General features: G+C 66.8%; 20 protein-coding genes. 10 read left to right on the forward strand and 10 right to left on the reverse strand.

The window, feature by feature from the left end; all coding sequences use genetic code 11:
* The first annotated feature begins 3 nt into the window (after positions 1–3).
* The 3 genes from AC5P56_RS13875 to agp all read left to right on the forward strand — a co-directional run bounded on the left by AC5P56_RS13875 (position 4) and on the right by agp (position 4,899).
* On the forward strand, positions 4–1,566 hold the full coding sequence (locus tag AC5P56_RS13875) for a serine hydrolase (RefSeq protein WP_495231747.1): 1,563 nt from the start codon (positions 4–6) through the stop codon (positions 1,564–1,566).
* A 156-nt stretch (positions 1,567–1,722) separates the two neighbouring features.
* Complete coding sequence (gene smrA / locus AC5P56_RS13880) at positions 1,723–3,555, forward strand: multidrug efflux ABC transporter SmrA (protein ID WP_032956816.1); 1,833 nt, start codon at positions 1,723–1,725, stop codon at positions 3,553–3,555.
* A gap of 120 nt (positions 3,556–3,675) precedes the next feature.
* Entirely contained in the window at positions 3,676–4,899 is a 1,224-nt protein-coding gene (gene agp, locus AC5P56_RS13885; protein WP_495231748.1) for a bifunctional glucose-1-phosphatase/inositol phosphatase, read from the forward strand.
* 9 nt (positions 4,900–4,908) lie between these two features.
* On the opposite strand, the gene AC5P56_RS13890 is transcribed toward agp, so the two are convergent.
* A complete protein-coding gene (locus AC5P56_RS13890; RefSeq protein WP_495231749.1) occupies positions 4,909–5,907 on the reverse strand; it encodes a polysaccharide lyase in 999 nt (332 codons plus the stop codon).
* A gap of 211 nt (positions 5,908–6,118) precedes the next feature.
* Here AC5P56_RS13890 and AC5P56_RS13895 point away from each other — a divergent pair, with 211 nt between their 5' ends.
* Positions 6,119–6,355, forward strand: a complete 237-nt coding sequence (locus AC5P56_RS13895) for a hypothetical protein (protein WP_046429698.1) — start codon at positions 6,119–6,121, stop codon at positions 6,353–6,355.
* Between the two features lie 89 nt (positions 6,356–6,444).
* Here AC5P56_RS13895 and AC5P56_RS13900 read toward each other — a convergent pair whose 3' ends face one another.
* Positions 6,445–8,253, reverse strand: a complete 1,809-nt coding sequence (locus tag AC5P56_RS13900; RefSeq protein ID WP_495231750.1) for a DUF885 domain-containing protein — start codon at positions 8,251–8,253, stop codon at positions 6,445–6,447.
* 112 nt (positions 8,254–8,365) lie between these two features.
* Here AC5P56_RS13900 and AC5P56_RS13905 point away from each other — a divergent pair, with 112 nt between their 5' ends.
* Positions 8,366–8,722 carry a GFA family protein gene (locus AC5P56_RS13905; protein ID WP_014646478.1) on the forward strand — a complete coding sequence of 119 codons (357 nt, stop codon included), beginning with the start codon at positions 8,366–8,368 and terminating at the stop codon, positions 8,720–8,722.
* On the forward strand, positions 8,719–9,534 hold the full coding sequence (locus AC5P56_RS13910) for a DUF4349 domain-containing protein (protein ID WP_032956827.1): 816 nt from the start codon (positions 8,719–8,721) through the stop codon (positions 9,532–9,534). Before AC5P56_RS13905 ends, AC5P56_RS13910 begins: the two co-directional genes overlap by 4 nt.
* Before the next feature lie 31 nt (positions 9,535–9,565).
* On the opposite strand, the gene AC5P56_RS13915 is transcribed toward AC5P56_RS13910, so the two are convergent.
* Both AC5P56_RS13915 and AC5P56_RS13920 read right to left on the reverse strand, forming a co-directional pair.
* Positions 9,566–9,859, reverse strand: a complete 294-nt coding sequence (locus tag AC5P56_RS13915) for a hypothetical protein (protein WP_005408721.1) — start codon at positions 9,857–9,859, stop codon at positions 9,566–9,568.
* Positions 9,860–9,927: 68 nt separating this feature from the next.
* A complete protein-coding gene (locus tag AC5P56_RS13920) occupies positions 9,928–10,872 on the reverse strand; it encodes a LysR substrate-binding domain-containing protein (RefSeq protein ID WP_014646480.1) in 945 nt (314 codons plus the stop codon).
* Between the two features lie 115 nt (positions 10,873–10,987).
* On the opposite strand from AC5P56_RS13920, the gene AC5P56_RS13925 reads away from it, so the two are divergent.
* Entirely contained in the window at positions 10,988–11,860 is an 873-nt protein-coding gene (locus AC5P56_RS13925; RefSeq protein ID WP_197621005.1) for a DMT family transporter, read from the forward strand.
* A gap of 588 nt (positions 11,861–12,448) precedes the next feature.
* Here the strand turns inward: AC5P56_RS13925 and AC5P56_RS13930 are convergent.
* Positions 12,449–13,351 carry a peptidylprolyl isomerase gene (locus AC5P56_RS13930; protein WP_075075656.1) on the reverse strand — a complete coding sequence of 301 codons (903 nt, stop codon included), beginning with the start codon at positions 13,349–13,351 and terminating at the stop codon, positions 12,449–12,451.
* A gap of 136 nt (positions 13,352–13,487) precedes the next feature.
* Between AC5P56_RS13930 and AC5P56_RS13935 the strand changes: the two genes are divergently transcribed.
* The gene (locus tag AC5P56_RS13935) at positions 13,488–13,853 is read left to right on the forward strand and encodes a PadR family transcriptional regulator (protein ID WP_059033797.1); all 366 of its coding nucleotides are present in this window, start codon (positions 13,488–13,490) and stop codon (positions 13,851–13,853) included.
* Positions 13,850–14,839 (forward strand): sensor domain-containing protein, encoded by a 990-nt coding sequence (locus tag AC5P56_RS13940; RefSeq protein ID WP_014646483.1) that lies wholly within the window; start codon positions 13,850–13,852, stop codon positions 14,837–14,839. Before AC5P56_RS13935 ends, AC5P56_RS13940 begins: the two co-directional genes overlap by 4 nt.
* 199 nt (positions 14,840–15,038) lie before the next feature.
* On the opposite strand, the gene AC5P56_RS13945 is transcribed toward AC5P56_RS13940, so the two are convergent.
* Positions 15,039–16,346, reverse strand: coding sequence for a polyhydroxyalkanoate depolymerase (locus AC5P56_RS13945; RefSeq protein WP_014646484.1), 1,308 nt, complete (start codon positions 16,344–16,346; stop codon positions 15,039–15,041).
* Positions 16,347–16,439: 93 nt separating this feature from the next.
* The gene (locus AC5P56_RS13950) at positions 16,440–17,030 is read right to left on the reverse strand and encodes a class I SAM-dependent DNA methyltransferase (protein ID WP_032956833.1); all 591 of its coding nucleotides are present in this window, start codon (positions 17,028–17,030) and stop codon (positions 16,440–16,442) included.
* Positions 17,031–17,179: 149 nt separating this feature from the next.
* Between AC5P56_RS13950 and AC5P56_RS13955 the strand changes: the two genes are divergently transcribed.
* Positions 17,180–17,635: a CopD family protein gene (locus tag AC5P56_RS13955; protein ID WP_014646486.1), complete on the forward strand. Its 456-nt coding sequence runs from the start codon at positions 17,180–17,182 to the stop codon at positions 17,633–17,635.
* Positions 17,636–17,774: 139 nt separating this feature from the next.
* Here the strand turns inward: AC5P56_RS13955 and AC5P56_RS13960 are convergent, their stop codons facing one another.
* The 3 genes from AC5P56_RS13960 to dnaE form a co-directional block, all read right to left on the reverse strand.
* Positions 17,775–18,734, reverse strand: a complete 960-nt coding sequence (locus tag AC5P56_RS13960) for an acetyl-CoA carboxylase carboxyltransferase subunit alpha (protein WP_014646487.1) — start codon at positions 18,732–18,734, stop codon at positions 17,775–17,777.
* Between the two features lie 113 nt (positions 18,735–18,847).
* The gene (locus AC5P56_RS13965; protein ID WP_014646488.1) at positions 18,848–19,717 is read right to left on the reverse strand and encodes a hypothetical protein; all 870 of its coding nucleotides are present in this window, start codon (positions 19,715–19,717) and stop codon (positions 18,848–18,850) included.
* 64 nt (positions 19,718–19,781) lie between these two features.
* Positions 19,782–23,372 (reverse strand): DNA polymerase III subunit alpha, encoded by a 3,591-nt coding sequence (gene dnaE / locus AC5P56_RS13970; RefSeq protein ID WP_126411871.1) that lies wholly within the window; start codon positions 23,370–23,372, stop codon positions 19,782–19,784.
* Between the last annotated feature and the right edge of the window lie 60 nt (positions 23,373–23,432).

The raw sequence follows: 23,432 nt of genomic DNA on the forward strand, positions 1-23,432 counted from the left end.
TGGATGAAACCCTGGATCGGAGGAGCCGTGCTGCTGGCGTGCACGACCATGGCGAGCGCGGCGACCCCGCCGCCGCTGCAGGACCTGGATGCGACCGTCGAGCGCGTGCGCGCGCAGTTCGACGTGCCCGGCATTGCCGTAGCGGTGGTCAAGGATGGCGAGGTGGTGCTGGAGCGCGGCTGGGGCGTGCGCGAGCAGGGCAAGCCGGAACCGGTGCAGGCCGATACGCTGTTTGCCATTGCGTCCAACACCAAGGCGTTCACGGCCACCTCGCTGAACCTGCTGGCGGAAGAGGGCAAGTTGAAGATGGACGACAAGGTGATCGACCACCTGCCGTCGTTCCGCATGTCCGACCCGTTCGTGACCGGGCAGATGACGATCCGCGACCTGCTGTCGCATCGCAGCGGCCTGAGCCTGGGCGCCGGTGACCTGCTGTTCTGGCCAACCACGTCCTACAGCAACGCCGAAGTAGTGCAGCGGCTGGGCAAGGTGCCGCTGAAGGGCGGCTTCCGCGAAAGCTATGCCTACGACAACATCCTGTACGCGGTCGCCCAGCAGGTGATCGAGCACGTCTCGGGCGTGAGCTACCAGCAGTTCCTGCAGACCCGCATCTTCGACAAGGTGGGCATGGCCGGCACGCGCTACAACGCCAACCACCTGAAGCCGGGTGACACGGCGGCGGTCGGCCACGCCAAGTACGATTTCAAGGACCTGCGCACCGTCGCACCGCTGACCTGGTCGAACAATGCCGGCGCCGGTGGCATTTATTCCAGTGCGCACGACATGGCGCGCTGGATGCAGGTGCAGCTGGCCGAAGGCAAGCTGGCCGACGGCACTGCGCTGTTCAGCGAAAAGAGCCAGCAGCAGATGTGGCGGATGATCACCCCGCAGTCGATCCCGGCGCCGAGCGTGCCGGAGCTGGCACCGGCACGGGCCAACTTTGCCGGCTATGGCGAAGGCTGGAGCCTGAGTGACTATCGCGGTCGGAAACTGGTCTGGCACACCGGTGGCTGGCCGGGCATGGTCTCGCGCTTGACCCTGGTGCCGGGCGAGAAGCTGGGCGTGGTGGTGCTGACCAACCAGGAAGTGGGCGCGGCGTTCAACGCGATCACCCTGAGCGTGCTTGATGCCTATCTGGGCGGCGACAAGCACGACTGGGTGGACGCCTATGCCAAGGCCGTGGCCAAGGGCCAGGACAAGGCCGACGAGGCCTGGGCCAAGCATCAGAGCGCGCGCGACAAGGGCAGCAGGCCGTCGCTGCCGCTGGCCGGCTACACCGGCACGTTCCGCGACCGCTGGTATGGCGACATGCAGGTCAGTGCCGCAGGCAAGGGCCTGCGCCTGCGCTTCATGAAGACCGCGCAGCTGAGCGGCCGCCTGGAGCACTGGCAGCACGACACCTTCATCGTGCGCTGGGATGACCGCTCGCTCAACGCCGATGCGTTCGTGAACTTCAGCCTGGACCCGGACGGCAAGGTGCGCGAGGTTCGCATGCAGTCGATCTCCGACCTGACCGATTTCAGCTTCGATTTCCAGGACCTGCTGTTCACCCCGGTCAACGAATGAAGGTAGTGCCGGCCGCTGGCCGGCAACCTCATGATCTTCCGAAATGCCGCAAGGGTGCCGGCCAGCGGCCGGCACTACCGGAGCGGCGGCGATCATCGGCTGGCGTACACATCCGGCGTGGGATACTTCGCCGCTTGCAAGAGGCGAGGGAGTGCGATGTTCCGTTGGTTTGAATCCCTGATCCCGGTGTTCCCGCCCGTGGATGGGCGCATGCCACCGCGCAAGGTGCTGCCGTTCTACCTGCACTACCTGCGCCCGGTGTGGCCGGTGCTGCTGGCGACCCTGATCGCCGGCCTGCTGCTGGCGCTGGTGGAAGTGGCGATGTTCGATTACCTGGGCCGCATCGTCGACATGGTCGCCGAGCAACCGGGGGCCGATTTCTTCAAGCGCCATGCCAATGAACTGGGCTGGATGCTGTTCATCACGGTCATCGCGCGGCCGATCCTGGTCGGCCTGCACAACCTGCTGGTCAACCAGGCGATCGTGCCCGGCCTGAGCAACCGCTCGCGCTGGCTGATGCACAACTACGTGGTGCGGCAGAGCCTGAGCTTCTTCCAGAATGACTTCGCCGGCAGCGTCGCCAACCGGGTGATGCAGACCGGTACCTCGCTGCGCGAGTCGGCGGTGCAGATGGTCGACTCGCTCTGGTACATCGTGGTCTACACCGGCACCGCGCTGTACCTGTTCGCGCAGGCGGACTGGCGGCTGATGGTGCCGCTGATCCTGTGGCTGCTGGCCTATGCGGTGATCATGGTCTACTTCGTGCCGCGCGCGAAGGAACGGGCCTGGATTGCGTCCGAAGCGCGTTCCAAGGCGATGGGCCGCATCGTCGATGGCTACACCAACATTCCCACGTTGAAGCTGTTCGCCCATGGCGGGCGCGAGCAGGCCTATGTGGCCGAATCGATCCAGGAACTGGCGGTCAAGCACCGCGCGCAGACCCGGGTGACCACCGGCATGGACCTGACCATCGCCATCGTCAACGGTTTCCTGATTGCCGGTACCTGCGGGCTCGCGCTGTGGTTGTGGAATGGCGGCCACATCACCGTCGGTGCGATCACGCTGGCGACCGGCCTGGTGATCCGCATCCACAACATGTCCGGCTGGATCATGTGGACCATCAATGGCATCTTCGAGGACATCGGTACGGTGCAGGACGGCATCACCACCATCGCCCAGCCGCTGACCGTGCAGGACCGCGAGGACGCGGTGCCGTTGCAGGTGACCCGCGGTGGCGTGCACTTCCAGGACATCCACTTCCACTATGGCAAGAAGGGCGGCGTGATCGCAGGCCTGGACCTGGTGGTGAAGCCGGGCGAGAAGATCGGCCTGGTGGGTCCTTCCGGTGCCGGCAAGTCGACCCTGGTCAACGTGCTGCTGCGCCTGTACGACCTGGAAAGCGGCCGCATCCTGATCGACGACCAGGACATTGCCTACGTCACTCAGGAAAGTCTGCGCCAGCAGATCGGCGTGGTCACCCAGGACACCTCGCTGCTGCATCGCTCGATCCGCGACAACCTGCTGTACGGCCGTCCGGACGCGACCGATGAGCAGTTGCGCGCTGCGGTGGCCAAGGCGCGTGCCGAAGCCTTCATCGACACGCTGGTGGATGGGCAGGGGCGTCGTGGTTACGACGCACATGTCGGCGAGCGTGGCGTGAAGCTGTCAGGTGGCCAGCGCCAGCGCATCGCCATTGCCCGCGTGCTGCTGAAGGACGCCCCGATTCTGGTGCTGGACGAAGCGACCTCGGCGCTGGACTCGGAAGTGGAAGCGGCGATCCAGGACAGCCTGGATGAGCTGATGGGCGGCAAGACGGTGATCGCGATCGCGCACCGGCTGTCGACCATCGCACGCATGGACCGGCTGGTGGTGATGGACCAGGGCCGCATCGTCGAGACCGGCAGCCACGCCGAACTGATCGCCGCCGGTGGTCTGTACGCGCGCTTGTGGGCGCGACAGACCGGTGGTTTTGTGGCCGCCGATCAATGATTGCTTTCGGGGTCGGAGCCTTCTCTGCGAGCAGGATCCGACCCTGGCCACGTATGCCTTGGGGTCGGATCCCTTTCCGCAGGAAAGGGCTCTGACCCCAACGTGTTTCCGGAGACCTGCATGATCCGACCCGTACGCTCCTTGTTGCTGGCACTCATTCTGGCCACCACGGCCGCAGCCGCGGCGACGACACCGGTGCAAGGCGACCAGCTCGAGCAGGTCGTCCTGCTCAGCCGCCACAACCTGCGCGCGCCGGTGGTGGCGTCGGGCGCCCTTGCCCATGCCACGCCGGAGCGCTGGCCACGCTGGGACGTAGGCCCCGGCGAGCTGACCACCAAGGGCGGCGTGCTGGAAGTCTACATGGGGCGCTACATCGGCCAGTGGCTGCGCCAGGCGCAATTGTTGCCGGCGTCGGGTTGCCCGCAGCCGGCTGACTTCCACGCCCATGCCAACAGCCTGCAGCGTACCCAGGCCACCGCGCAGTTCTTCATTGCCGGTGCGTTTCCGGGCTGCCATGTTGCGGTCGAACAGCGCATGGCGCTGGGGACGATGGATCCGCTGTTCGACCCGGTGATCCACAACGATGACGCGGCATTCCGCAAGCGCGCGCTGGCGGCAATGCAGCAGGCGCTGACAGCATCGGATCTGGCACCCGCACTGTCCGTGGTGGAGGAAATCACCCGTTACCCGCAGTCGGCGGCCTGTACGGGGCGCAGCGACTGTCATCTGGTGCTGGGCGACACGACCTTCAATGCGGAGCCGGGCAAGGAGCCACGCGCTTCGGCTTCACTGGCACTGGCCAGCGGTCTGGTCGATGCCCTGCTGATGGAGCATTACCAGGGAAGTGGCGTTCCGCGCGAAGGTTGGGGCCGCTTGAACACGGAAGGCCAATGGATGGCGTTGGCGCAGATCCGCAACCGCTACCAGGACATCCTGTTCGGAACACCCGCGGTGGCGCGTGACGTGGCCGCTCCGCTGCTGGCGCGCGTGGATGCGTCGTTCGGTGATCCGGCGTCGCCGAAGGTGATCCTGCTGGTCGGCCATGATTCCAATATCGGTTCGGTGCTGGCGGCGTTGGGAATCAGCGACTACAGCCTGCCAGGCCAGTACGAGAAGACGCCGATCGGCGGCCTGCTGCAGTTCGAGCGTTGGCGTGACCGCCAGAGCGGTGGCGAGCGGTTCCGCCTGGCCTACGTCTATCCGACCACCGCGCAGCTGCGCGATGCCGTGCCGCTGACCGAGGCGCAGCCGCCGGGACGCGTCGCACTGCCCTTGCCGGGCTGTGACCGGCAGGGCTGCAGCCGTGCGCAGTTCCAGCAGCTGCTACAGCGGGCCCGTCGCTGAAACAAGGGGCTATCGCAGCGGCGTGCGCACGATGCCCTGCGCAGCCATCAACGTAAGGTCGCCGCCCAGCCGTGGGGAACGGAACGGTCCGCGTGCATGCGCGGCATCGAACAGGCCGCCATCGGGTGAGCGCAAGCGGTAGAACTCGACCCAGCCGCTGGCCTGCAGGGGCAGCTGTGCAACGCCGGTGTGTTCGTTGAACCATGCAGGGTCCTTGCTGCCTTCGATGACGCGGCGGGCAAGACGGTCAATGGCGTGATCCCTGCTGGCGTACCAGTCCTGGCCGCGCAGCCGTGCCAGCTCGGCCATCATCACCAGCGGCGCCAATGCGTAGTCGTGGTAGTGCAGGGCGCGTTGCCCGCGCGCCATCTCCAGCGGCAGGCTGCCATCGTCCTGGATGTCATCGACGCCCTTCTGGAAGGCGGCGTGGCCGGCTCGCCACAGGGCATCGTCGTCGGTGGCCAGTCCGGTGGCCAGCACGCCCAGACCGCCCCAGTAGTAGTGGTTGTTGCGGCGCCGTTTCGGATTGTTCCAGTACGCCAGGTTGGCCCGGGCCAGCCTCTGCAACCACGGATCGATGCGCGCGCGCTGCCGGGCATCTGTCTGGTCGTGCACCTTCAGGTAGGCCATCGCTACCGCATCGAGCATCCACTGCCGCATGTAGAACGACTGGTTGTTGTTGACCCGGATCATCTGCCCGAGCATGGCGCCGTCGTCGGCCCACGCGCCCAGCCAGTTCAGCGTGCACTGTGCGGCTGCCGGGTCACCGTCGCGCAGGTAGTCGTCGCTCATGCGCGCCACGTCGGCGGCATAGCGGTCCAGCGGCGCGGTGGCGTCCTTGTTCTGCTGGCGAAGTGCCGGGTCGATCACCGAACCGGCCTTGTCGGTGTAGTAGCCCAGGGCACGGATGTCGGGCTGTCCCGCCGGTGGCGGCGGGCAGGCAGCGTAGGCAGGAGTGCTGGCCAACAGCGCGGGCAGCAGCGCAAGACGCAAGAGGGGGAGAGACATGGACGCCGGCGGAAGGGGGAACCTGGCGAAAGATGCGCCCGGAGTTGTTCGCCAGGTGTGAGGTCACGCACGCCCGATGTGCAACGGTTCAGGACCGGAGCGGCTCCAACGTGGCGGGAAGGATGCGTTGCCCTGTAGGCGACGCGTGCCCTTCTGGGCTGCGGGGTTGCGATGTAGTCTGCGGGTGATTCACCTACTCTGGAGATCGACCATGAAAATCACGGACTTTCTGGTAATGGATCACTATGGCGACCAGATCGACGCCGATCCCCATGGCAACAACATTGCATTCTGCTGTTTCGACTGCGGGCATCCCATACTGGCCGTCGCGCTGGAGAACCAACGTGGGTTTGATGAAGTGCATCCGGCGGCATGCCGGGGCTGCAAGGTGAAGTACTTTCTTGATATCCGCAGCAATGCCGGGAAGCTGTACATACACCGGATGTGAGGCCGTCGGGCGCTTCAAACGAGAACGGCCCGGGAAGCCCGGGCCGTGAGGTGCTGCCAGAGCCGCGGGGCATTCAGCCCCGCAGCCGATCACTCGATCGGCTGGTCCAGCATCATCTGGCGTGCGAAACGCACCGGCGGTGCGCCGTAGGACAGTACCTGGTCGTGGTACGCCTTCAAGTTGAACTTGTCGCCCAGCTTTTCCTGCACCGCCTTGCGGGTGTCGAAGTGTTCCTGCGCACCCACGAAGTAGGTCGGCAGCTGCGCCGAGGTCAGCTGCGCGCGCACCCACTTGCCGGCCGCTTCGCTTTCCTGCTGGAACGCGTCGTGGGTCATCAGGTGCATCGCCTTCTCGCGATCCCAGTTGTCCACGTGCACGCCCTGGTCGAGGATCGCGTTGGAGATCGTGCGCAGGTAGAACTTCAGCTGCACCAGGTGGAACAGCGGGTCGTTGTCGAGGTAGCCCTGCTCCTGCATCATGCGCTCGGTATAGACCGCCCAGCCTTCGGCGAACAGGCCCGAACGCAGCACCGCACGCAGGGTGGAGGGGAACTTGGCCGAGTGCCAGCCTTCCAGGTAATGGCCCGGGGTGCCTTCATGGATGCTCAGCAGGTGGATCATGCGCGAGTTGTATTCACGCAGGAACGAGTCGACCTGCTTCTCGTTCCAGTCGTCCGGAATCGGCGACACGGCGTAGAAGGTCTTCAGGTTCTTGTCCAGCGGGCCCGGAGAATCGCAGTAGGCCACGGCCACGCCACGCTGGAATTCCGGCATCAGGATGATGTCCACCGGCGCATCGGGCAGGGTCACCAGGTCGTGCTCGCGCACGAACGCGGTAGACTGCTCCAGCGCGGCCTTGGCATCATCGACTACCTTGTCGCGCGCCGGCTTGTCGGCGTAGGCCAGTTCCAGTGCGGCCTCGATCGCCTTCTGCTGCTGCTCGTCGGTCGGCTGGGCCGGCATCTCCGGCGCACCCGGCTTGTCCTTCAGTACGGTCTGCGCGATGCCGTACATGTCCTCGCGCACGCGCTTGAGTTCGGCGCGTGCACGCTCACCGATCTCCTGGCGCGACAGCGAGGAGCTCAGCGCGAACTTCAGCTTCTGGTCGTACTTTTCCGCACCAATGCGGAAGTCGCCCTTGGCGTTCGGCACCAGGGTCTTGTCCAGCCAGGTCTGCTGCTCGTCCACGGCCTTCTTCAGGCCGTCGATGGCGGCCTGCAGGCGCTGCTGGTCGGCCTGCGGCAGTTCGCCGATGTGCGGGGTGATGAAGGTATCGACGATGCTGAGGATGCCCTTGTTCTGCTTGGCCACCGTCTCGGCATGGATCTTCGGAACGCGGGCCGGATCCAGGTTCTCGCGTGCCTGGGCGAAGATCGCCGGCAGCTTTTCCATGCGCGCGGTCGCCGACTTCAGGCGTTCCGGCAGCGGTGCGAACTCCCGGGCCATCAGGCCATAGATCGCGCTGCCGGCGATGCCGTTGTACAGCTGCGGGTCCCACTTGCCGGACTGGAGCACTTCGGCGTTCCAGATTTCCGACTGCAGCTGGTTGCGCAGGATCGCCGCGTCCACCTGGTTCTCGCGGCCCAGCTTGGCCACCTCGATCTTGTCCAGCTCGCCCAGCAGCGCCTTGTAGGCGGCCACGGTCTTCTGCTGGCCGGCGGCGCTCAGGTCGTCCAGTTCGCTGTCGTAGCGGTGGTCACCGATCTGGGTGGCGCTGACCGGCGACAGCTGCATCCAGGTGTCCAGGGCGCGCTTGGACAGATCGGCGAAGGCGGCATCGACCGCCGCGTCACCGGCCTGCTGGCTGGTGCCCGGGGTGGAAGCGTTGGTCGGGGCGTCGGCAGGCTGGCAACCGGCCAGCGCAGCGACCAGGGCGAGGGCAAGAAGATGCGGGCGCATCGGCATTCCTGTACGGGGTCAAACCCTGAGCATAGGGCCCCGTCGCTGCTTTGTCCCCGTGCCATAGGATTACCATGGGCGGTTTCAAGGACCCTCCAAAGGAGCGCAGGACATGGAATACCAGGGAAGCTGCCATTGCGGCAGGATCGCATTCACCGTACAGGCCGAGGCGCCGATCAGCGACGTCATCGACTGCAACTGCTCGATGTGCCGCCGTCGCGGCAGCCTGCTGTGGTTCGCCCCGCGCGAGGCGTTCCAGCTGGCCACCGATCCGGCTGACGTGGCCACCTACCACTTCAACAAGGCGCATATCGACCACCACCACTGCCGCCAATGCGGTATCGCCCCCTACAGCGAAGCGATCGATCCGCGTACCGGCACACCGATGGTGGCGGTGAACGTTCGCTGCGTGCCGCAGGTCGATCTGGCCGGTCTTTCGGTGACCTCCTACAACGGAGCCGCGCTGTGAGGCCGCTGTGCGCGTGGACGCGCACGCTGGCAGTGCCGGTGCTGCTGTTGGCACTGGCAGCCTGCGCCAAGAACGGTGAGCGCGCTGCAGAGGCGGGCGCGACCGCGGCCGATGCCGCTGTTGCTTCGCCGGAAGGCGCATTCCTGGCCTACGAACATGACGTGCAGGTGCAGCTGGAGGCGGCGCAGATCGCACCGCGCATCCAGCAGATCGCCCAGGCCTGCCAGAGCGCGAAGTTCGGCGACTGTGCAGTGTTGCAGGTCGACCAGCGCGGCGGCGAGCAGCCCAGCGGTGAAGTGAAGGTGCGCATCGCGCCGAAGGGCACCGAGCCGCTGATCGCGATGGCCGGTGAGGGCGGCACGCTGCAGTCGCGCAACACGCGCGCGGAGGACCTCGCGCAGGAAGTAGCGGACACCGCGCTGACCAAGTCCCGGCTGGAGAAGGAACACGCGCGGCTGTTGTCCTACCAGGACCGCAAGGACCTGAAGATCGAGGACCTGATGGCGATCACCACGCGGCTGTCGGAGATCGAAGCAGGCGTCGAGCAGGCCAACAAGGATGCCGCACAGCAGCGTCGGCGCATCGATACCCAGCTGGTGACGATCCACTTCGACACCACCTCGGGCCAGCGCAGCCGCAGCGAGATCGGCGAGGCGCTGAGCGAGTCGGGCAGCATCCTCAGCGGCAGCATTGCGTTCCTGATCCGCGCCGTCGCCGCGTTGCTGCCGGTAGGTGTGCTGGCCCTGGTCGTGGCCTGGGGTGTGCGGGCGTGGTGGCGTCGCCGCCGTCGCACGCTGCCGCCCACCCGCTGAGGTGACGGCTGATGCCGGCAGGGAGCCGGCGTCAGCCCTCGTCGGTCTCGTACTCGACGAACACATCCAGCTCCAGCGCCAGTTCCTGCACCGCGTCGCGCACCTTCTGCGCGGTGCTTTCATTGCCGACTTCCACTTCCAGCTCGTGGATGCCCGGGCCGATGTCATCGGACAGCCCGGCCGAACTGGAATCGTCGTCGTCCATGTGTGGCATCAGGTCGTCGGTTTCCTCGACATGTTCGATGCCCTCCAGGCCGAGCAGCAGGTCGCTGATGGCGCGGGCGTCGTCTTCGGTTCCGGTGATGCGCAGTCGCAGCATGGCCATGGCGTAGGTACGTTGTGGAGTTGCCTGCAGCCTAGCCAGCGCCGGGCAAAGAACGGGTGAGGGCGCAGTCAGGCGCGTGTGGCCGGGCGTCCGAGCAGGCTGTCCGGCAATGCGGGAATCGGCGTGCGTTCGTCCTGCGCCTGCTCCAGCAACCAGTCGATGAACAGGCGTGCGGCCGGGCTCGGCGGTTGTCCTTCGGCATGCACCACGTGATACGCATAGCGCGCCTTCAGCGCCGGGCCGGGCAGGCGTACCACCTCGTAGCGCTGCAGGTAGGGCTGCGCGATGTGGGTACGTGCCAGCACCGCGCCCATGCCGTACACCGCTGCACGCATCGCATCGGTGCTGTCGGCGAAGGTGTGCATCGGCGGCAGCGGCGAGGGCGGGCGCACGCCGGCATGACGGAACCAGTCGCGCCAGCCCTGCGGCGACAGGTCGGTCAGCAGCGGCAGGTCGGCGATGCGCGCCGGATCGACCAGTGCTTCGACCCCGGCCAGCGCCGGCGAGGCCACCGGGAACAGGTAGTCGTCCATCAGGTGCTGCGCACGCAGGCCCGGCCACTGGCCCAGACCGTAGCGGATGCCGACTTCCGGCCCATTGTCGTCGTAGCGATCCAGGCCGCTGCCGGTGTGCAGCTCGATGCGGATGTGCGGATGGGCCTGGGTGAAGCGCGGCAGCCGTGGCAGCAGCCAGCAGTAGGAGAGCGAGCGCAGCGTGGTGATCCGCAACGGCACGCTGTCGGCATCCGGCTGCAGGTGATGGGCGACGGCCGCGACATCGGTGAAGGCGGCGCTGGCGGCGTCGGCCAGTTGCCGGCCCTCGGCGGTCAGGCGCACGCCGCGGGCGTGGCGCAGGAACAGGCGTACTTCCAGCACTTCTTCCAGCCGGCGCACATGGTGGCTGACCGCGCTGGCGGTCAGGTGCAGCTCCTGCGCGGCCTGGGCGAAGTTCTGGTGGCGCGCGGCGACCGCGAACACGGCCAGTGCGGGGAGCAGGGAAGGGCGTAGCTGCATGTCGAGCCTCAAACCATATTTGTGGCTGGCAGCGATACTACGCGCTTGTGCGGCAGGCGTCTGCGCCCGATCCTGTCTGCCTTGACGAGGAATTGACGATGGACGGAGGCGAGGCATGAATGCGGTCCCACAGGCAGCCGAGCGCGACTGGCGCACACCGCTGGAGTTGACCCTGCTGGGCGCCATCTGGGGCTGCTCGTTCCTGTTCATGCGGGTGGCGGTGCCGTCGTTCGGTCCGTTCGCGCTGGTCGAGGTGCGGCTGGTGCTGGGCGCGCTGGTGCTGCTGCCGTTCCTGTGGCGTGCCCGCGCGCAGTTCCCACCGCGGCGCTGGCTGTGGCTGGCACCGATCGGGCTGATCAACTCGGCGCTGCCGTTCGTGCTGTTCGCCTACGCGGCCGAGCGAGCCCCTGCGGCGATCGGCGCCATCTGCAATGCGATGACCGTGCTGTTTGCCGCGCTGATCGCCTTCCTGTTCTTCGGCGAGAAGATCGGCATGCGCCGCGCGGGCGCGTTGCTGGTCGGCTTCGCCGGCGTGGTGGTACTGGCCACGGCCAAAGTCTCGGGCCTGAGCATCGGCACTGCAGTGCTGGCTGGTGCCGCGGCTTCGTTGCTGTACGGCCTGGGCGTGAACCTGGTGAAGCGGCACATGACCGGCCTGCCTTCGGCGGCGGCCGCTGCTGCAACGCTGTCGTGTGCCTCGCTGTGGATGCTGCCGATGGCGGTGACCCACTGGCCGCAGGCGGCGATTCCGCTGAAGGCGTGGGGCGCGGCGATTGCCTTGGGCGTGGCCTGCACCGGGATGGCGTTCCTGATGTTCTACCGCCTGATCGGTCGTATCGGCCCGTCGCGGGCGTCGACGGTGACCTACCTGATTCCGCTGTTCGGCGCGGCGTTTGCGTGGTTGTTCCTGGGGGAGGCGGTGACGGTGCAGATGTTGATTGCGGGTGTGTTGATTCTGGGCAGCGTGGCGGTGAGTCAGAAGGGCTGAGCGCGCCGACGCACTGGTAGTGCCGGGCGCTGCCCGGCAGCTCTTTTCCACGCCTGCGGAGAGGTGTCACTTTCTTTGCTCGTGCAAAGAAAGTAACCAAAGAAACACGCCGCCAGGCCGCGAGCCGGTGCTGCGCACCGGTGCCCTGCGCTCCTCGGCCCGTCGAGGGACGGCGCGGGAACTCGCTGCGCTCAGACACCCGCGCCTCTTCGCCCTCGCCAGACCTGCGGTGCTCGGCTCGCTCAAGGCGGACTGGAAGGTCAAGATCAACAGCAAAAGCATCCACGCATTGCGTGGATCTTCTGGATGCAGCTGTGGCCTTTGAACTGGGTCCGCCTTGAGCGACCCGAGCATCGCAGGGGAATCAGGGGCGAAGAGGTGCCGATGTCCTGTAGAGCCGACTGCTAGTCGGCTGCCTTGTGCACACCGTCCCCTGATTCACCGAGAAGCGCAGGGGACCGACGTGCGAAACACGGCGGCTCGCGACCTGGCGGCGCGTTTCTTTTGGTTACTTTTCTTTGCGTACAAAGAAAAGTAACGCCCATGAACAGTGAAGCACCTTCAGCACGCGTCACGCGCAGGAAACCATCAGCGAACCGGCACCGGAATATTGCACAGATCGATATGCCCGGCCGGGCGCTTGTAGAAATCATCCACGCGGTTGCGCCGCGCCTCCACCGTATCGGCGAAGGTCTTCGAGTCGGTACGCAGTACCTGGATCGGCGTGCGCTCGGCTGCCGGCACGTCGCTGGCGCGGCGGATCGACACGATCGGCGTGCGCAGTGTCGGGTCGGTGTAGAAGCCCATCGGCGCCGGCCCGCGCGGCGTCGCGCTGAGCAGCTCCATGCCCTTCAGCACGCGACCGACCAGGGTGATGTTGCGGTCCAGTTGGCGCGGCGACTGTCCGGTCACCACGTACAGTTCGGCACCGATGCTGCTGTCTTCCTCGTTGCTGCGGCCCGCGCCCAGCATGCCGTAGCAATGTGCCAGCCAGGCCTTGCCGGCCTGTGGGTCCTGGCCGACCGGGAAGCCGTCGACAAAACCGGTCTGCGCGGCCCAGCCATCGCGGTCCGGCAGCACGGTGACCTTCAGGCCGGCGCTGGCGCGCTCGAACTCGGCCGGCAACTTGCGCGCGGCGCTGCCGAACGGCTTGGCCTTGGCTGCGTCATCGGCGTCGGCATCGCCGAACTGCACCACGAAGTTGTCCTGCGAGCGGTAGATGCTGGTGCCGTCCCAGAAATGCTCGTGGGCGAAGGTCTGGATGTTGGCGACATGGCGCGGGGCGAACTGCGGTGCCAGCTCGATGATGACCCGACCGGCCGGCAGGTCCATGTACAGCAGGTTGGCCGGGTCCGGGGTGCGCCAGTCGCTGGCCGCCGAGGCGTCGAGGATCTGCTGAGGGCTGCGGTAGGGCGTGGCCGCGCTGGCCAGGGCGGGCAGCAGGCAGGCCAGGGCGAGGGCGGTCAGGGCAAGGCAACGGCGGTGCGGCATGGGAACCCCGGAACATGAACGAGGCTTCGATTCTGCGCGAGCCGCGCAGCGGCGCCAACCGGGAGAGTGACTAACGACACATTCGCTATACCGAACTTCGCACTACTGTGGACTTCAACGTAGTGGAGGGCCGGTCATGTCCGAGGACGATGTCCACCTGAAGAAGTTCCAGAAGGAGCTCAGCGCCGGAACGGTGTCGCTGGCCCTGCTGGCGGTGCTGGCCCGGGCCGGGGAGCCGCTGTACGGCTACCTCATTGCCAAGGAGCTGGAGCGGGTGGGCGAGGGCGTGCTGAGCGGCAAGCAGAGCGCGCTGTACCCGGTACTGCGCAACCTGGAGGGCGCCGGCCTGCTGGAAAGCCATGTGGAACCTTCCAGCAGCGGGCCGCCGCGGCGCTACTACCGCATCAACGAACGTGGCCGCGAGGTGCTGGCGCAGTGGCGCCACGCCTGGCAGGCCACCCGCGATTCCGTCGATTCCGTGTTGGAGGGGGTACCGCAATGAACGACCCGAGCCTGGCAGGCCGCGCCCTGCCCACGACCATCCCGCAGTACCTGGCGCAGCTGCGCGCGGCGCTGGAAGGTGCCGATCCGGCGATGGTGCAGGACGCGCTGTACGACGCCGAGGAATACCTGCGCTCGGAGCTGGCGGCGCAGCCCGGCCGCAGCGAGGCCGAGGTGATCGCCGACGTTGCCGGCAGCTATGGCGCGCCGGATGAAGTGGCCGACATCTACCGCGAGACCGAAGTGACGGTGAACCGCGCGCTGCGTACGCCGCGTGCGGATACCGCGCCGGTGCTGCGTGCAGCGGCGGAAGCCAGTGGCGTCGAGCCGGCCTCACCGCCGCAGGCGCCGGTGCAGCGTTCGCTGCTGGCGCGCTTCTTCGGCGTGGTGACCGATCCGCACACCTACGGTGCGCTGTTCTACATGCTGCTGTCGCTGGCCACCGGCATCTTCTTCTTCACCTGGGTGGTGACCGGCCTGTCATTGTCGCTGGGCCTGCTGATCCTGATCATCGGCATTCCGCTGACCGTGCTGTTCTTCGGCTCGGTGCGCGGGCTGGCGCTGCTGGAAGGACGGCTGGTGGAAGCGCTGCTGGGCGAGCGCATGCCGCGCCGCCCGCGTTACACCGACCGCAGCCGCACCTGGCTGCAGCGCATCGGCGACATGTTCACCGATGGCCGTACCTGGCTGACGCTGCTGTACTTCGTGCTGATGCTGCCGCTGGGCGTGATCTACTTCACCATCGCGGTGACGCTGCTGTCGCTGTCGCTGAGCCTGATCTGGGCGCCGGTCGCGGCGATCTTCAGTGGTGACATCCCCGGCGTGTACATCAACGACGTGAATGTGCTGCCGATGGCGGCCTCGCCGCTGGTGGCGATCGCGGTTGCTGCGGCGGGCGCACTGCTGCTGGTGCTGACGATGCACCTGGCACGCGGCATCGGCAAGCTGCATGGGCTGATTGCCAAGAACCTGCTGGTGCGGTTGTAAGCGGGCGCGCATGCTTCGGCAGGTGCCAACCTTGGTTGGCACAAGCCATCAGCGCCGGGACGTTTGGTGGGCTTTGCTTTGGCAGGTGCCAACCTTGGTTGGCACGATCCATCAGCTGCAGGGATTCACGGTAGAGCGCCAACCAAGGTTGGCATCTACCAAGGCGTACCGACCAAGGTCGGCACACGCCAGAGGCGAGTTACCCCGCCTTGCGCCGCAACGGGGTGACGTTGCTCTTCTTCTTCGCGGCCTTCGCCGCCGGGGCTTCGGCATGCGCGGCGAAGAAGTCGCGCACCTTCGGGTACACCACCTCGCGCCAGCGACGGCCGCTGAAGATGCCGTAGTGGCCAGCACCTTCGACGATGAAATGCTCACGGCGGTCCGCAGTGATGCCGGTGCACAGCGCCTGCGCGGCTTCGGTCTGACCAAGGCCGGCGATGTCGTCCAGCTCGCCTTCGATGCTCAGCAGCGCGGTATCGCGGATCGCCGACGGATCGACCTTCTCGCCGTTGACCACCCACTCGCCACGCGGCAGCAGGAAGTCCTGGAACACCACGCGGATGGTATCGAGGTAGTACCTGGCCGGCATGTCCAGCACCGCGTTGTACTCGTCGTAGAAACGACGGTGCGCGTCGGCGTCTTCCAGGTCGCCCTTGACCAGGTCGGTGTAGAAATCCCAGTGCGAGCTGAAGTGGCGGCTCGGGTTCATCGACAGGAAGCCGGCGTGCTGCAGGAAGCCCGGGTACACGCGGCGGCCGGCACCCGGATAGCTGGCCGGCACGGTGTGGATGACGTTGTTCTCGAACCACGACAGCGGGTTCTGCGTGGCCAGGTTGTTCACTGCGGTCGGGCTGCAGCGCGCATCGATCGGGCCACCCATCATCACCAGCGTGCGCGGCGTCGGTTCACCACGGCTGGCCATCAGTGAAACCGCGGCCAGCACCGGTACGGTCGGCTGGCACACGCTCACCACGTGCAGGCGTTCGACGCCGAGGTGGCGGATGAACTCCTGGATGTAGGCGATGTAGTCATCCAGCCCGAACTCGCCTTCGCTGGCCGGCACCATGCGCGCGTCGACCCAGTCGGTGACGTACACGCGGTGGTCGCGCAGCAGCGTGCGCACGGTGTCGCGCAGCAGCGTGGCGTGGTGGCCGGACAGCGGCGCCACCACCAGCACGAACGGCTGGTTGAGCATGGTGTGCAGCTGGTCGGCTTCATTGCTGTGGCGCTTGAAGCGCAGCAGCTTGCAGAACGGCTTGCTCACTTCCTCGTGCACGACGATCGGCACGCGCTCGCCATCGACGTCGATTTCGTTGATGCCCCACTCGGGCTTCTCGTAATCCTTGCCGATGCGGTGGAAGAGTTCATTGACCGCCGCCAGGCGATCAGCACCGGGCATCTGCGACCACCAATGGCCCTGGTTGGCGAAGAATCTGGCGTTGGCCTGGGCCTGGTGCACCCAGGGGGCGAGCAGGTTGCGGGTCAGTTCGTGCAGTTGATAGAGCATGACGACCGAATATGTATGGTCATATGTTGCCGCGCAGCATATCCCATCCAGGTGTCCCGCAGGTTAAGTCGGCTGAAAATAATGAATCCGGATTCACATCCGTTCCAGCGCGGCCGCATCGCCCGCCAGGGCGGGGCCGAGCCAGCAGTGCGACCCTACCGGCTGCAGGCCCTGGCCGGCCAGCGTGCGGCGGTACCAGCGCGCCGGTCGGGCCTGGAAGCCGTCGTGGTCGCCTTCGAACGCGTCCTCGGCGGCGAAGGTCTCCAGGAAGGCCACGCCGCCGGTCAGCTCGGCCACGCCGGCCAGTCCTGCACGCAGCTCGCGGTCGGGCACGTAGTGCATCACGTCCGAACACACCAGCAGGTCAACCGGGGCACAGGGCCGCAGCCAGGCGAAGTCGCCGAAGCGGGCCAGGTGCAGGTTGCGGGTCCTGCCGTAGCGGCGCACAGCGTACTCGCTGCTGTCGAAGCCGAGATATTCGACCTTCGGACGCAGCTTCAGCAGCGGCGCGCGCCAGGCGCCTTCACCGCAGCCGATATCCAGCACGCTGCGGATCGGCCGCTCCAGGTAGTACTCGGCGCTGGCCACGGCCAACGCCACCTTGCGCGCCAGGCGGGCGCTGCCGCCGATGTCGGCACGGCGGTACCAGCGTTGGAAGTAGGCGGCGTCGTAGGTCTTGTCCATGGGGCAGTGCGCGATCGGGGAAAACGGCGCCTATCGTACGGTGTTGCGGCGCGCCATGCGTCGATGTGTCGCGGCGCGCGTGCCTGCGGCGGCTTCGCCACGGCATGCGAGAATGGCCGCCAACCTACGCCAGCCGCCGGAGCGAGCGCATGCAGAGCTACTACTGGGTCAAGACCTTCCACATCGTGTTCGTGGTGGCGTGGATGGCCACGGTGTTCTACCTGCCGCGCATCCTGGTGAACCTGGCCGAGACCGCGGGCCAGCCGGCGGTGACCGAGCGCCTGCAGCTGATGGGCCTGCGCCTGTACCGCTTCGGCCACTCGATGTTCGGCCTGGCGTTCCTGCTCGGCCTGGTGCTGTGGCTGGGCTACAAGGTCATCCCCGATTTCCCGACCATGGTGGCGCCGGGAGCTGCCGGCTGGCTGCACGCCAAGCTGGGGCTGGTGGTGGTGCTGCTGGTGTACTTCGGCTGGACCGGCCGCCTGCTCAAGGGCGTGGCCAAGGGCCGGGCGCTGCCGTCGTCGCGCGCGCTGCGCTGGATCAACGAGATCCCGCTGCTGGCGTTCATTCCGATCGTGTGGCTGGTGCTGGCCAAGCCGTTCTGAGGCGGGGTCACCTGCGTCCGGTAGATCCACGCCATGCGTGGATGCTGTCAGGGCACAAACGAAGGAGCCGGGCAAATGCCCGGCTCTTTCATTTCTGCAATCACCTCGTGTTGCCGGCCAGCGGCCGGCACTACCGGGCTTAGGCCGCTTCGTACGTGCCGTAACTGCGCAGGCGCGTGTAGCGCTGTTCCAGCAGCTGTTCGGTGGACAGCTTGTCCAGCGCGTCCAGTTCGTTCAGCAGCACGGCCTTCAGGCGCTTGGCCATCTGCGTCGGGTTGCGGTGGGCGCCACCGGTCGGCTCGCGCACGACCTTGTCGACCAGGCCGAGGCTCTTCAGGCGCGGCGCGGTCAGGCCCAGCTGTTCGGCCGCTTCCTTGGCCTTGCCCGCGTCCTTCCACAGGATCGAGGCGCAGCCTTCCGGGGTGATGGTCGAGTACACCGCGTATTCCAGCATCACGGTGCGGTCGCCCACACCCAGTGCCAACGCACCGCCGGAGCCGCCTTCACCGATCACGGTGCAGATGATCGGCACCTTCAGCTCGGCCATCTCGATCAGGTTGCGCGCGATCGCTTCGGACTGGCCGCGCGACTCGGCGTCGATGCCCGGCCAGGCGCCGGCGGTGTCGATCAGGGTCAGCACCGGCAGGCCGAAGCGCTCGGCCATCTTCATCAGGCGCAGTGCCTTGCGGTAACCCTCCGGCTTGGGCATGCCGAAGTTGCGCTTGATCTTTTCCTTGGTGTCGCGGCCCTTCTGGTGGCCGATCACCATTACCGCGCGGCCATTGATGCGGGCCAGGCCGCCCATGATCGCCTTGTCGTCGGCGAAGGCGCGGTCACCGGCCAGCTCCTGGAACTCATCGAACATGACGCGGAGGTAGTCGGCGGTGTACGGGCGCGACGGGTGGCGGGCCAGCTGCAGCACCTGCCACGAGGTCAGGTTGCGGAAGATCTGCGCGGTGCGCATGCGCAGCTTGTCCTGCAGCGCGTGCACTTCCGCCTCGACATTGACCGCCGGCCCGGCACTGGCGTTGCGCAGCTCCTGGATCTTGGCTTCCAGGTCGGCGATGGGTTGCTCGAAGTCGAGGTAGTTCGGATTCATCGGAAGCCGTCGTGTAAAGAAGGGGGGAATTCTAGCCGAATGCGTGCAAACCACCCGTACGCCTTCGTCTGGAAGGCGACGGTAGCGCAGCCGGGCAGGGGGCGCCAGTCAGCTCAGGGCACCACCAGGGCGCTGCGGCCCATCAACTGGCTGCGCTGGGAGACGAAGTCGTTGTAGGCCTCGTTGGCTTCCCGGCCAAGGCCGCTGCCCAGGGTGGCAGTGGCCGAGGTGAAGGCCATCTGCGCGGCGAAATCCTGCTTGCGCAGGGCCTTCTGTTCATCGGCGGTGGTGGCCTTCAGCCAGCGCGCATAGACCTCGCGCAGGGGCGCGGCGTGGGCCTCGAAGGCCGGCACCAGCGCCGGCAGGCTGGCCGGGGCCGGTTCCAGGCTGTAGGCCGGGGCCACGTAGCCACCTGGTTGTTCGCGCTTGAACGCGCCGGGCTCGCCCATGCCTTCTTCCACGTAAGCGATGAAGTCGGGAGCGGTGAACACCTTGGCCACGATCTGGCCGCCGCTGGAATCAACGTGGGCCACCACCTTTTCCTTGGGGAAGGGTTCGCGCACGCCGTAGGTCCAGGTCTTGTCGATGAACAGGTCGTGGCGCTTCTCGAACGGGCCTTCGAAGTCGACGCCGCCGAGCTGGATACCGCTGTTGCCGACGCCGAAGTTCTTCACCTTGCTCTCGTCGGTGACGTAGATCTCGCGGGCGATCACGTACTCGCTGAGGGTCGGATTGATCAGCCCGCCACGACCGTCGACGTAGACGATGAAGCGCACATCACCGAGCTTGTCGGTATGCAGGCGATGCTCGCCGACAGCGAGCGAGACCGGGCGCGAGCCCTGTGCGGCCACCGGCAGGTCCTGGCCGTCGATGCTCAACGCCAGCGGCGTGTCGGTCGGGTTGTCGATCTGGAACTCGATCTTCGACGGGGAGCAGGCGGCCAGGGCCAGTGCGGCAGCGAACGGGAACAGCAGGGTCTTCATCGGCAATCGTCCTTGATACTTGGAACGGGGAAACAGGGGAGACAGGACAGCGAGGGAGCCAGCCTCAGCTGGCCCATGGCGGGCTGTAGCGCACCTTCAGCGTGCGCACGGCCGGGTCGGCGCGCAGCGCCTCCATCAGCTTGGAATCGATGCGTACCGCGCTCTGCCCGGACACATCGAGCATGCCGGCGACGCCGCCGTGCGGCCCCTTCAGCAGCAGGTCCAGGCGCAGTGGCGTCCGTCCCGGGCGATGGCGGTCGAGCAGCGCATCGATGCGCTCCCAGACCGGGCGCTGCTGGCGCAGGTCCAGGCGCAGCGACAGCCGCGTGGCGTAGTTGGCGCAGACCTCATCGAAGTCCCAGCACTGGCGGATGCGCAGCGCGAAGCCGCCGTTGAACTCGTCCTCGCGCAGGCCGCCCTTGACCACCAGGATGCGGTCCTTGGTCATCAGGTGGCCGAACTCGGCCATCGCGTCGGAGAACGCGCTGCACTCGACGCGGCCACGTCCGTCCTCAAGCTGGATGAAGATCTGGCTTTCGCCCTTGCGGCGCACGCCGACCACCTGGCCGGCCAGCACCGTCTGCACTTCCGGGCGCCAGCGCTTTTCGCCGCCGCCGCCACCACCGCTGTTGGCGCTCCAGATCTTCTCCACCGAACTCAGGTCATTGCCGACCAGGTCGCGCACATCGTCGCGCCAGGGATCGAACGGGTGGCCACTGAGATAGAAGCCCAGCGTGTCGCGCTCGCCGTTCAGGCGCTGCAGCAGCGGCCACTCCTCGGCTTCGGGCAGGTCCAGCTGGATCGTGGTCGCGCTCGGGTCCGGGCCACCGAACAGCGAGTTCTGTCCCGAAGCCCGCTCGCGGGCCATCTGGTCGGTAGCCTTGATCACCTCCGGCAGCTGCAGCATCAGCGAGGCACGGTTGCGGCCGAGCTCGTCCAACGCACCACAGTTGATCATCGCTTCCAGCGTGCGCCTGTTGAGCTTGGCCGAACCAACGCGCGTGCAGAAGTCGAGCAGGTCCTTGAACGGGCCGCCCTTCAGCCGCTCCTCGACCACCGCCTCGCAGGCACCCTGGCCGACGCCCTTGATCGCCCCGAGGCCGTACTGGATGGTGTCCGGCGTCACCGCTTCGAACATGAAGGCCGACTGGTTCACCTTGGGCGGCAGCACGGTCAGGCCGAGGTTGCGCACCTCGTCGAGGAAGCCGACCACTTTGTCGGTGTTGTCCAGATCGGACGACAGCGTGGCCGCCATGAACTCAGCCGGGTAATGGCGTTTCAGCCAGGCGGTCTGGTAACTGACCAGCGCGTAGGCAGCGGCGTGCGACTTGTTGAAGCCGTAGCCGGCGAACTTCTCCATCAGGTCGAAGATTTCGTCGGCCTTGGGGCCATCGACGCCGCCCTTGGCTGCACCTTCGCGGAAGATCTCGCGGTGCTTGGCCATTTCGGCCGGGACCTTCTTGCCCATCGCGCGGCGCAGCAGGTCGGCGCCGCCCAGCGAGTAGCCGCCGACGATCTGCGCCATCTGCATGACCTGCTCCTGGTACACCATGATGCCGTAGGTGTCCTTCAGGATGGCTTCGGTGCGCGGATCGGGATAGATGATCTCTTCCTGGCCGTGCTTGCGCGCATTGAAGGAGGGAATCAGGTCCATCGGGCCGGGGCGGTACAGCGACACCAGCGCGATCAGGTCTTCGAAACGGTCGGGGCGCGCGTCCTTCAGCAGGCGGCGCATGCCCGAGGATTCGAACTGGAACACCGCGCCGGTATTGCCGTTGGCGAAGATGTCCCTGTAGGTGGGCGTGTCGTCCAGCGGGATCGCGGCGATGTCCACCGGCGGGATGCCGGCGCGCTCATGGCGCTTGTTGATCGCCTTCACCGCCCAGTCGATGATGGTCAGCGTGCGCAGGCCCAGGAAGTCGAACTTCACCAGGCCCACTTCTTCCACGTCGTTCTTGTCGAACTGGGTGACCGGGTTCTTGCCGAGGCCGTTCTCGTCGTGTTCGGCGTACAGCGGGCAGAACTCGCTCAGCGGCTCGGGCCCGATCACCACGCCACCGGCGTGCTTGCCGGCGTTGCGGGTCAGGTCTTCCAGCTGCAGCGCCAGGTCGATCAGGTCGCGGACATCGTCCTCGGTCTCGTAGCGCTGGATCAGTTCGGCCGACGCCATCTCAGAGCTCGGGCCTTCCTTGCCCTTGCCCAGCGCATCTTTCAGGTGGATGCCCAGAATGTTCGGGATCAGCTTGGAGACGCCGTCGACCAGGCCGTACGGGAAGCCGAGCACGCGGCCGGAGTCGCGCACCACCGCCTTGGCGGCCATGGTGCCGTAGGTGATGATCTGGCTGACGCGCTCGCGCCCGTACTTGCGGGCGACGTAGTCGATCACCTCGTCGCGGCGGTCCATGCAGAAGTCGATGTCGAAGTCGGGCATCGACACGCGTTCCGGGTTCAGGAAGCGCTCGAACAGCAGGTTGTACGGCAGCGGGTCCAGATCGGTGATCTTCAGCGCCCACGCCACCAGCGAACCGGCACCCGAACCACGGCCGGGGCCGATCGGAATACCCTGGTTCTTGCCCCACTGGATGAAGTCGGCCACGATCAGGAAGTAGCCCGGGAAGCCCATCTTGATGATGGTGTTGAGCTCGAATTCCAGGCGCTCGAAATACTCTTCGCGGGTCTTGCCCGGCGCCAGCGGATTCTTCTCCAGGCGCTCTTCCAGGCCATCGCGCGACATCTTCTGGATCCAGGTGTCCAGCGTCTCGTCGTCCGGCACCGGGTAGTTGGGCAGGAAGTAGGTGCCCAGCCGCATCTCGATGTTGCAGCGCTCGGCCAGCGCCAGCGTGTTGTCGATCGCATCGGGGATGTCGGCGAACAGCGCGCACATCTCCTCGGCCGACTTCAGGTACTGCTGGTCGCTGTATTCGCGCGGGCGCTTGGGGTCGTCCAGCACGCGGCCGGTGGAAATACACACGCGCGCTTCGTGCGCGCTGAAGTCCGACGGCGACAGGAAGCGCACGTCGTTGCTGGCCACCACCGGCAGGCCACGCTGGCCGGCGGCCATCAGCGCGAACTGGTTGAAGGTTTCCTCGCCCTCGCGGCCGGTGCGGGTCAGCTCCAGGTGCAGGCCATCGCCGAACACGCGCTGCCAGTCGGCCAGCTGCTGCTCGGCCAGTTCATGCTTGCCGTCCAGCGCCAGGCGCCCGGCCAGGCTCTGCCGCCCGGCCAATGCGAACAGGTTGGCGTTGCCGGCCTTCAGCCAGTCCGGGTGCACGGCCACGCCGCCCTCGGGGCGATGGCCTTCCATCCAGGCGCGGGTCAGCAGCCGCGACAGGCTCAGGTAACCCTCGCGGTCGCGGCACAGCAGGGTCATCCGCCACGGGTCCTGGCCTTCCTCGGCGATCAGCACGTCGGCACCGGCGATCGGCTTGATGCCCACGCCTTCGGCGGCCTTGTAGAACTTGACCAGGGCGAACAGGTTGTTGAGGTCGGTCACCGCCAGCGCGGGCAGGCCGAGTTCGACCGAGCGCGACAGCAGGTTGGCCTGCTTGGCCTTCTTCGGGTCCGCCTGGTCCGGTTTGGCCGGCACACGGATGGTGGAGTCCGCCAGCGAGAACTCGGTGTGGACGTGGAGATGTACGAAGCGGGAGTTGGACATGCCGGACCAGGTTGGAGCGCGCGGGCCCCGGGTGCTGACGGACGATCGTCGCCGGGGTCG

It is taken from the genome of Stenotrophomonas sp. YJH_SMC_131 (genome assembly GCF_059367975.1).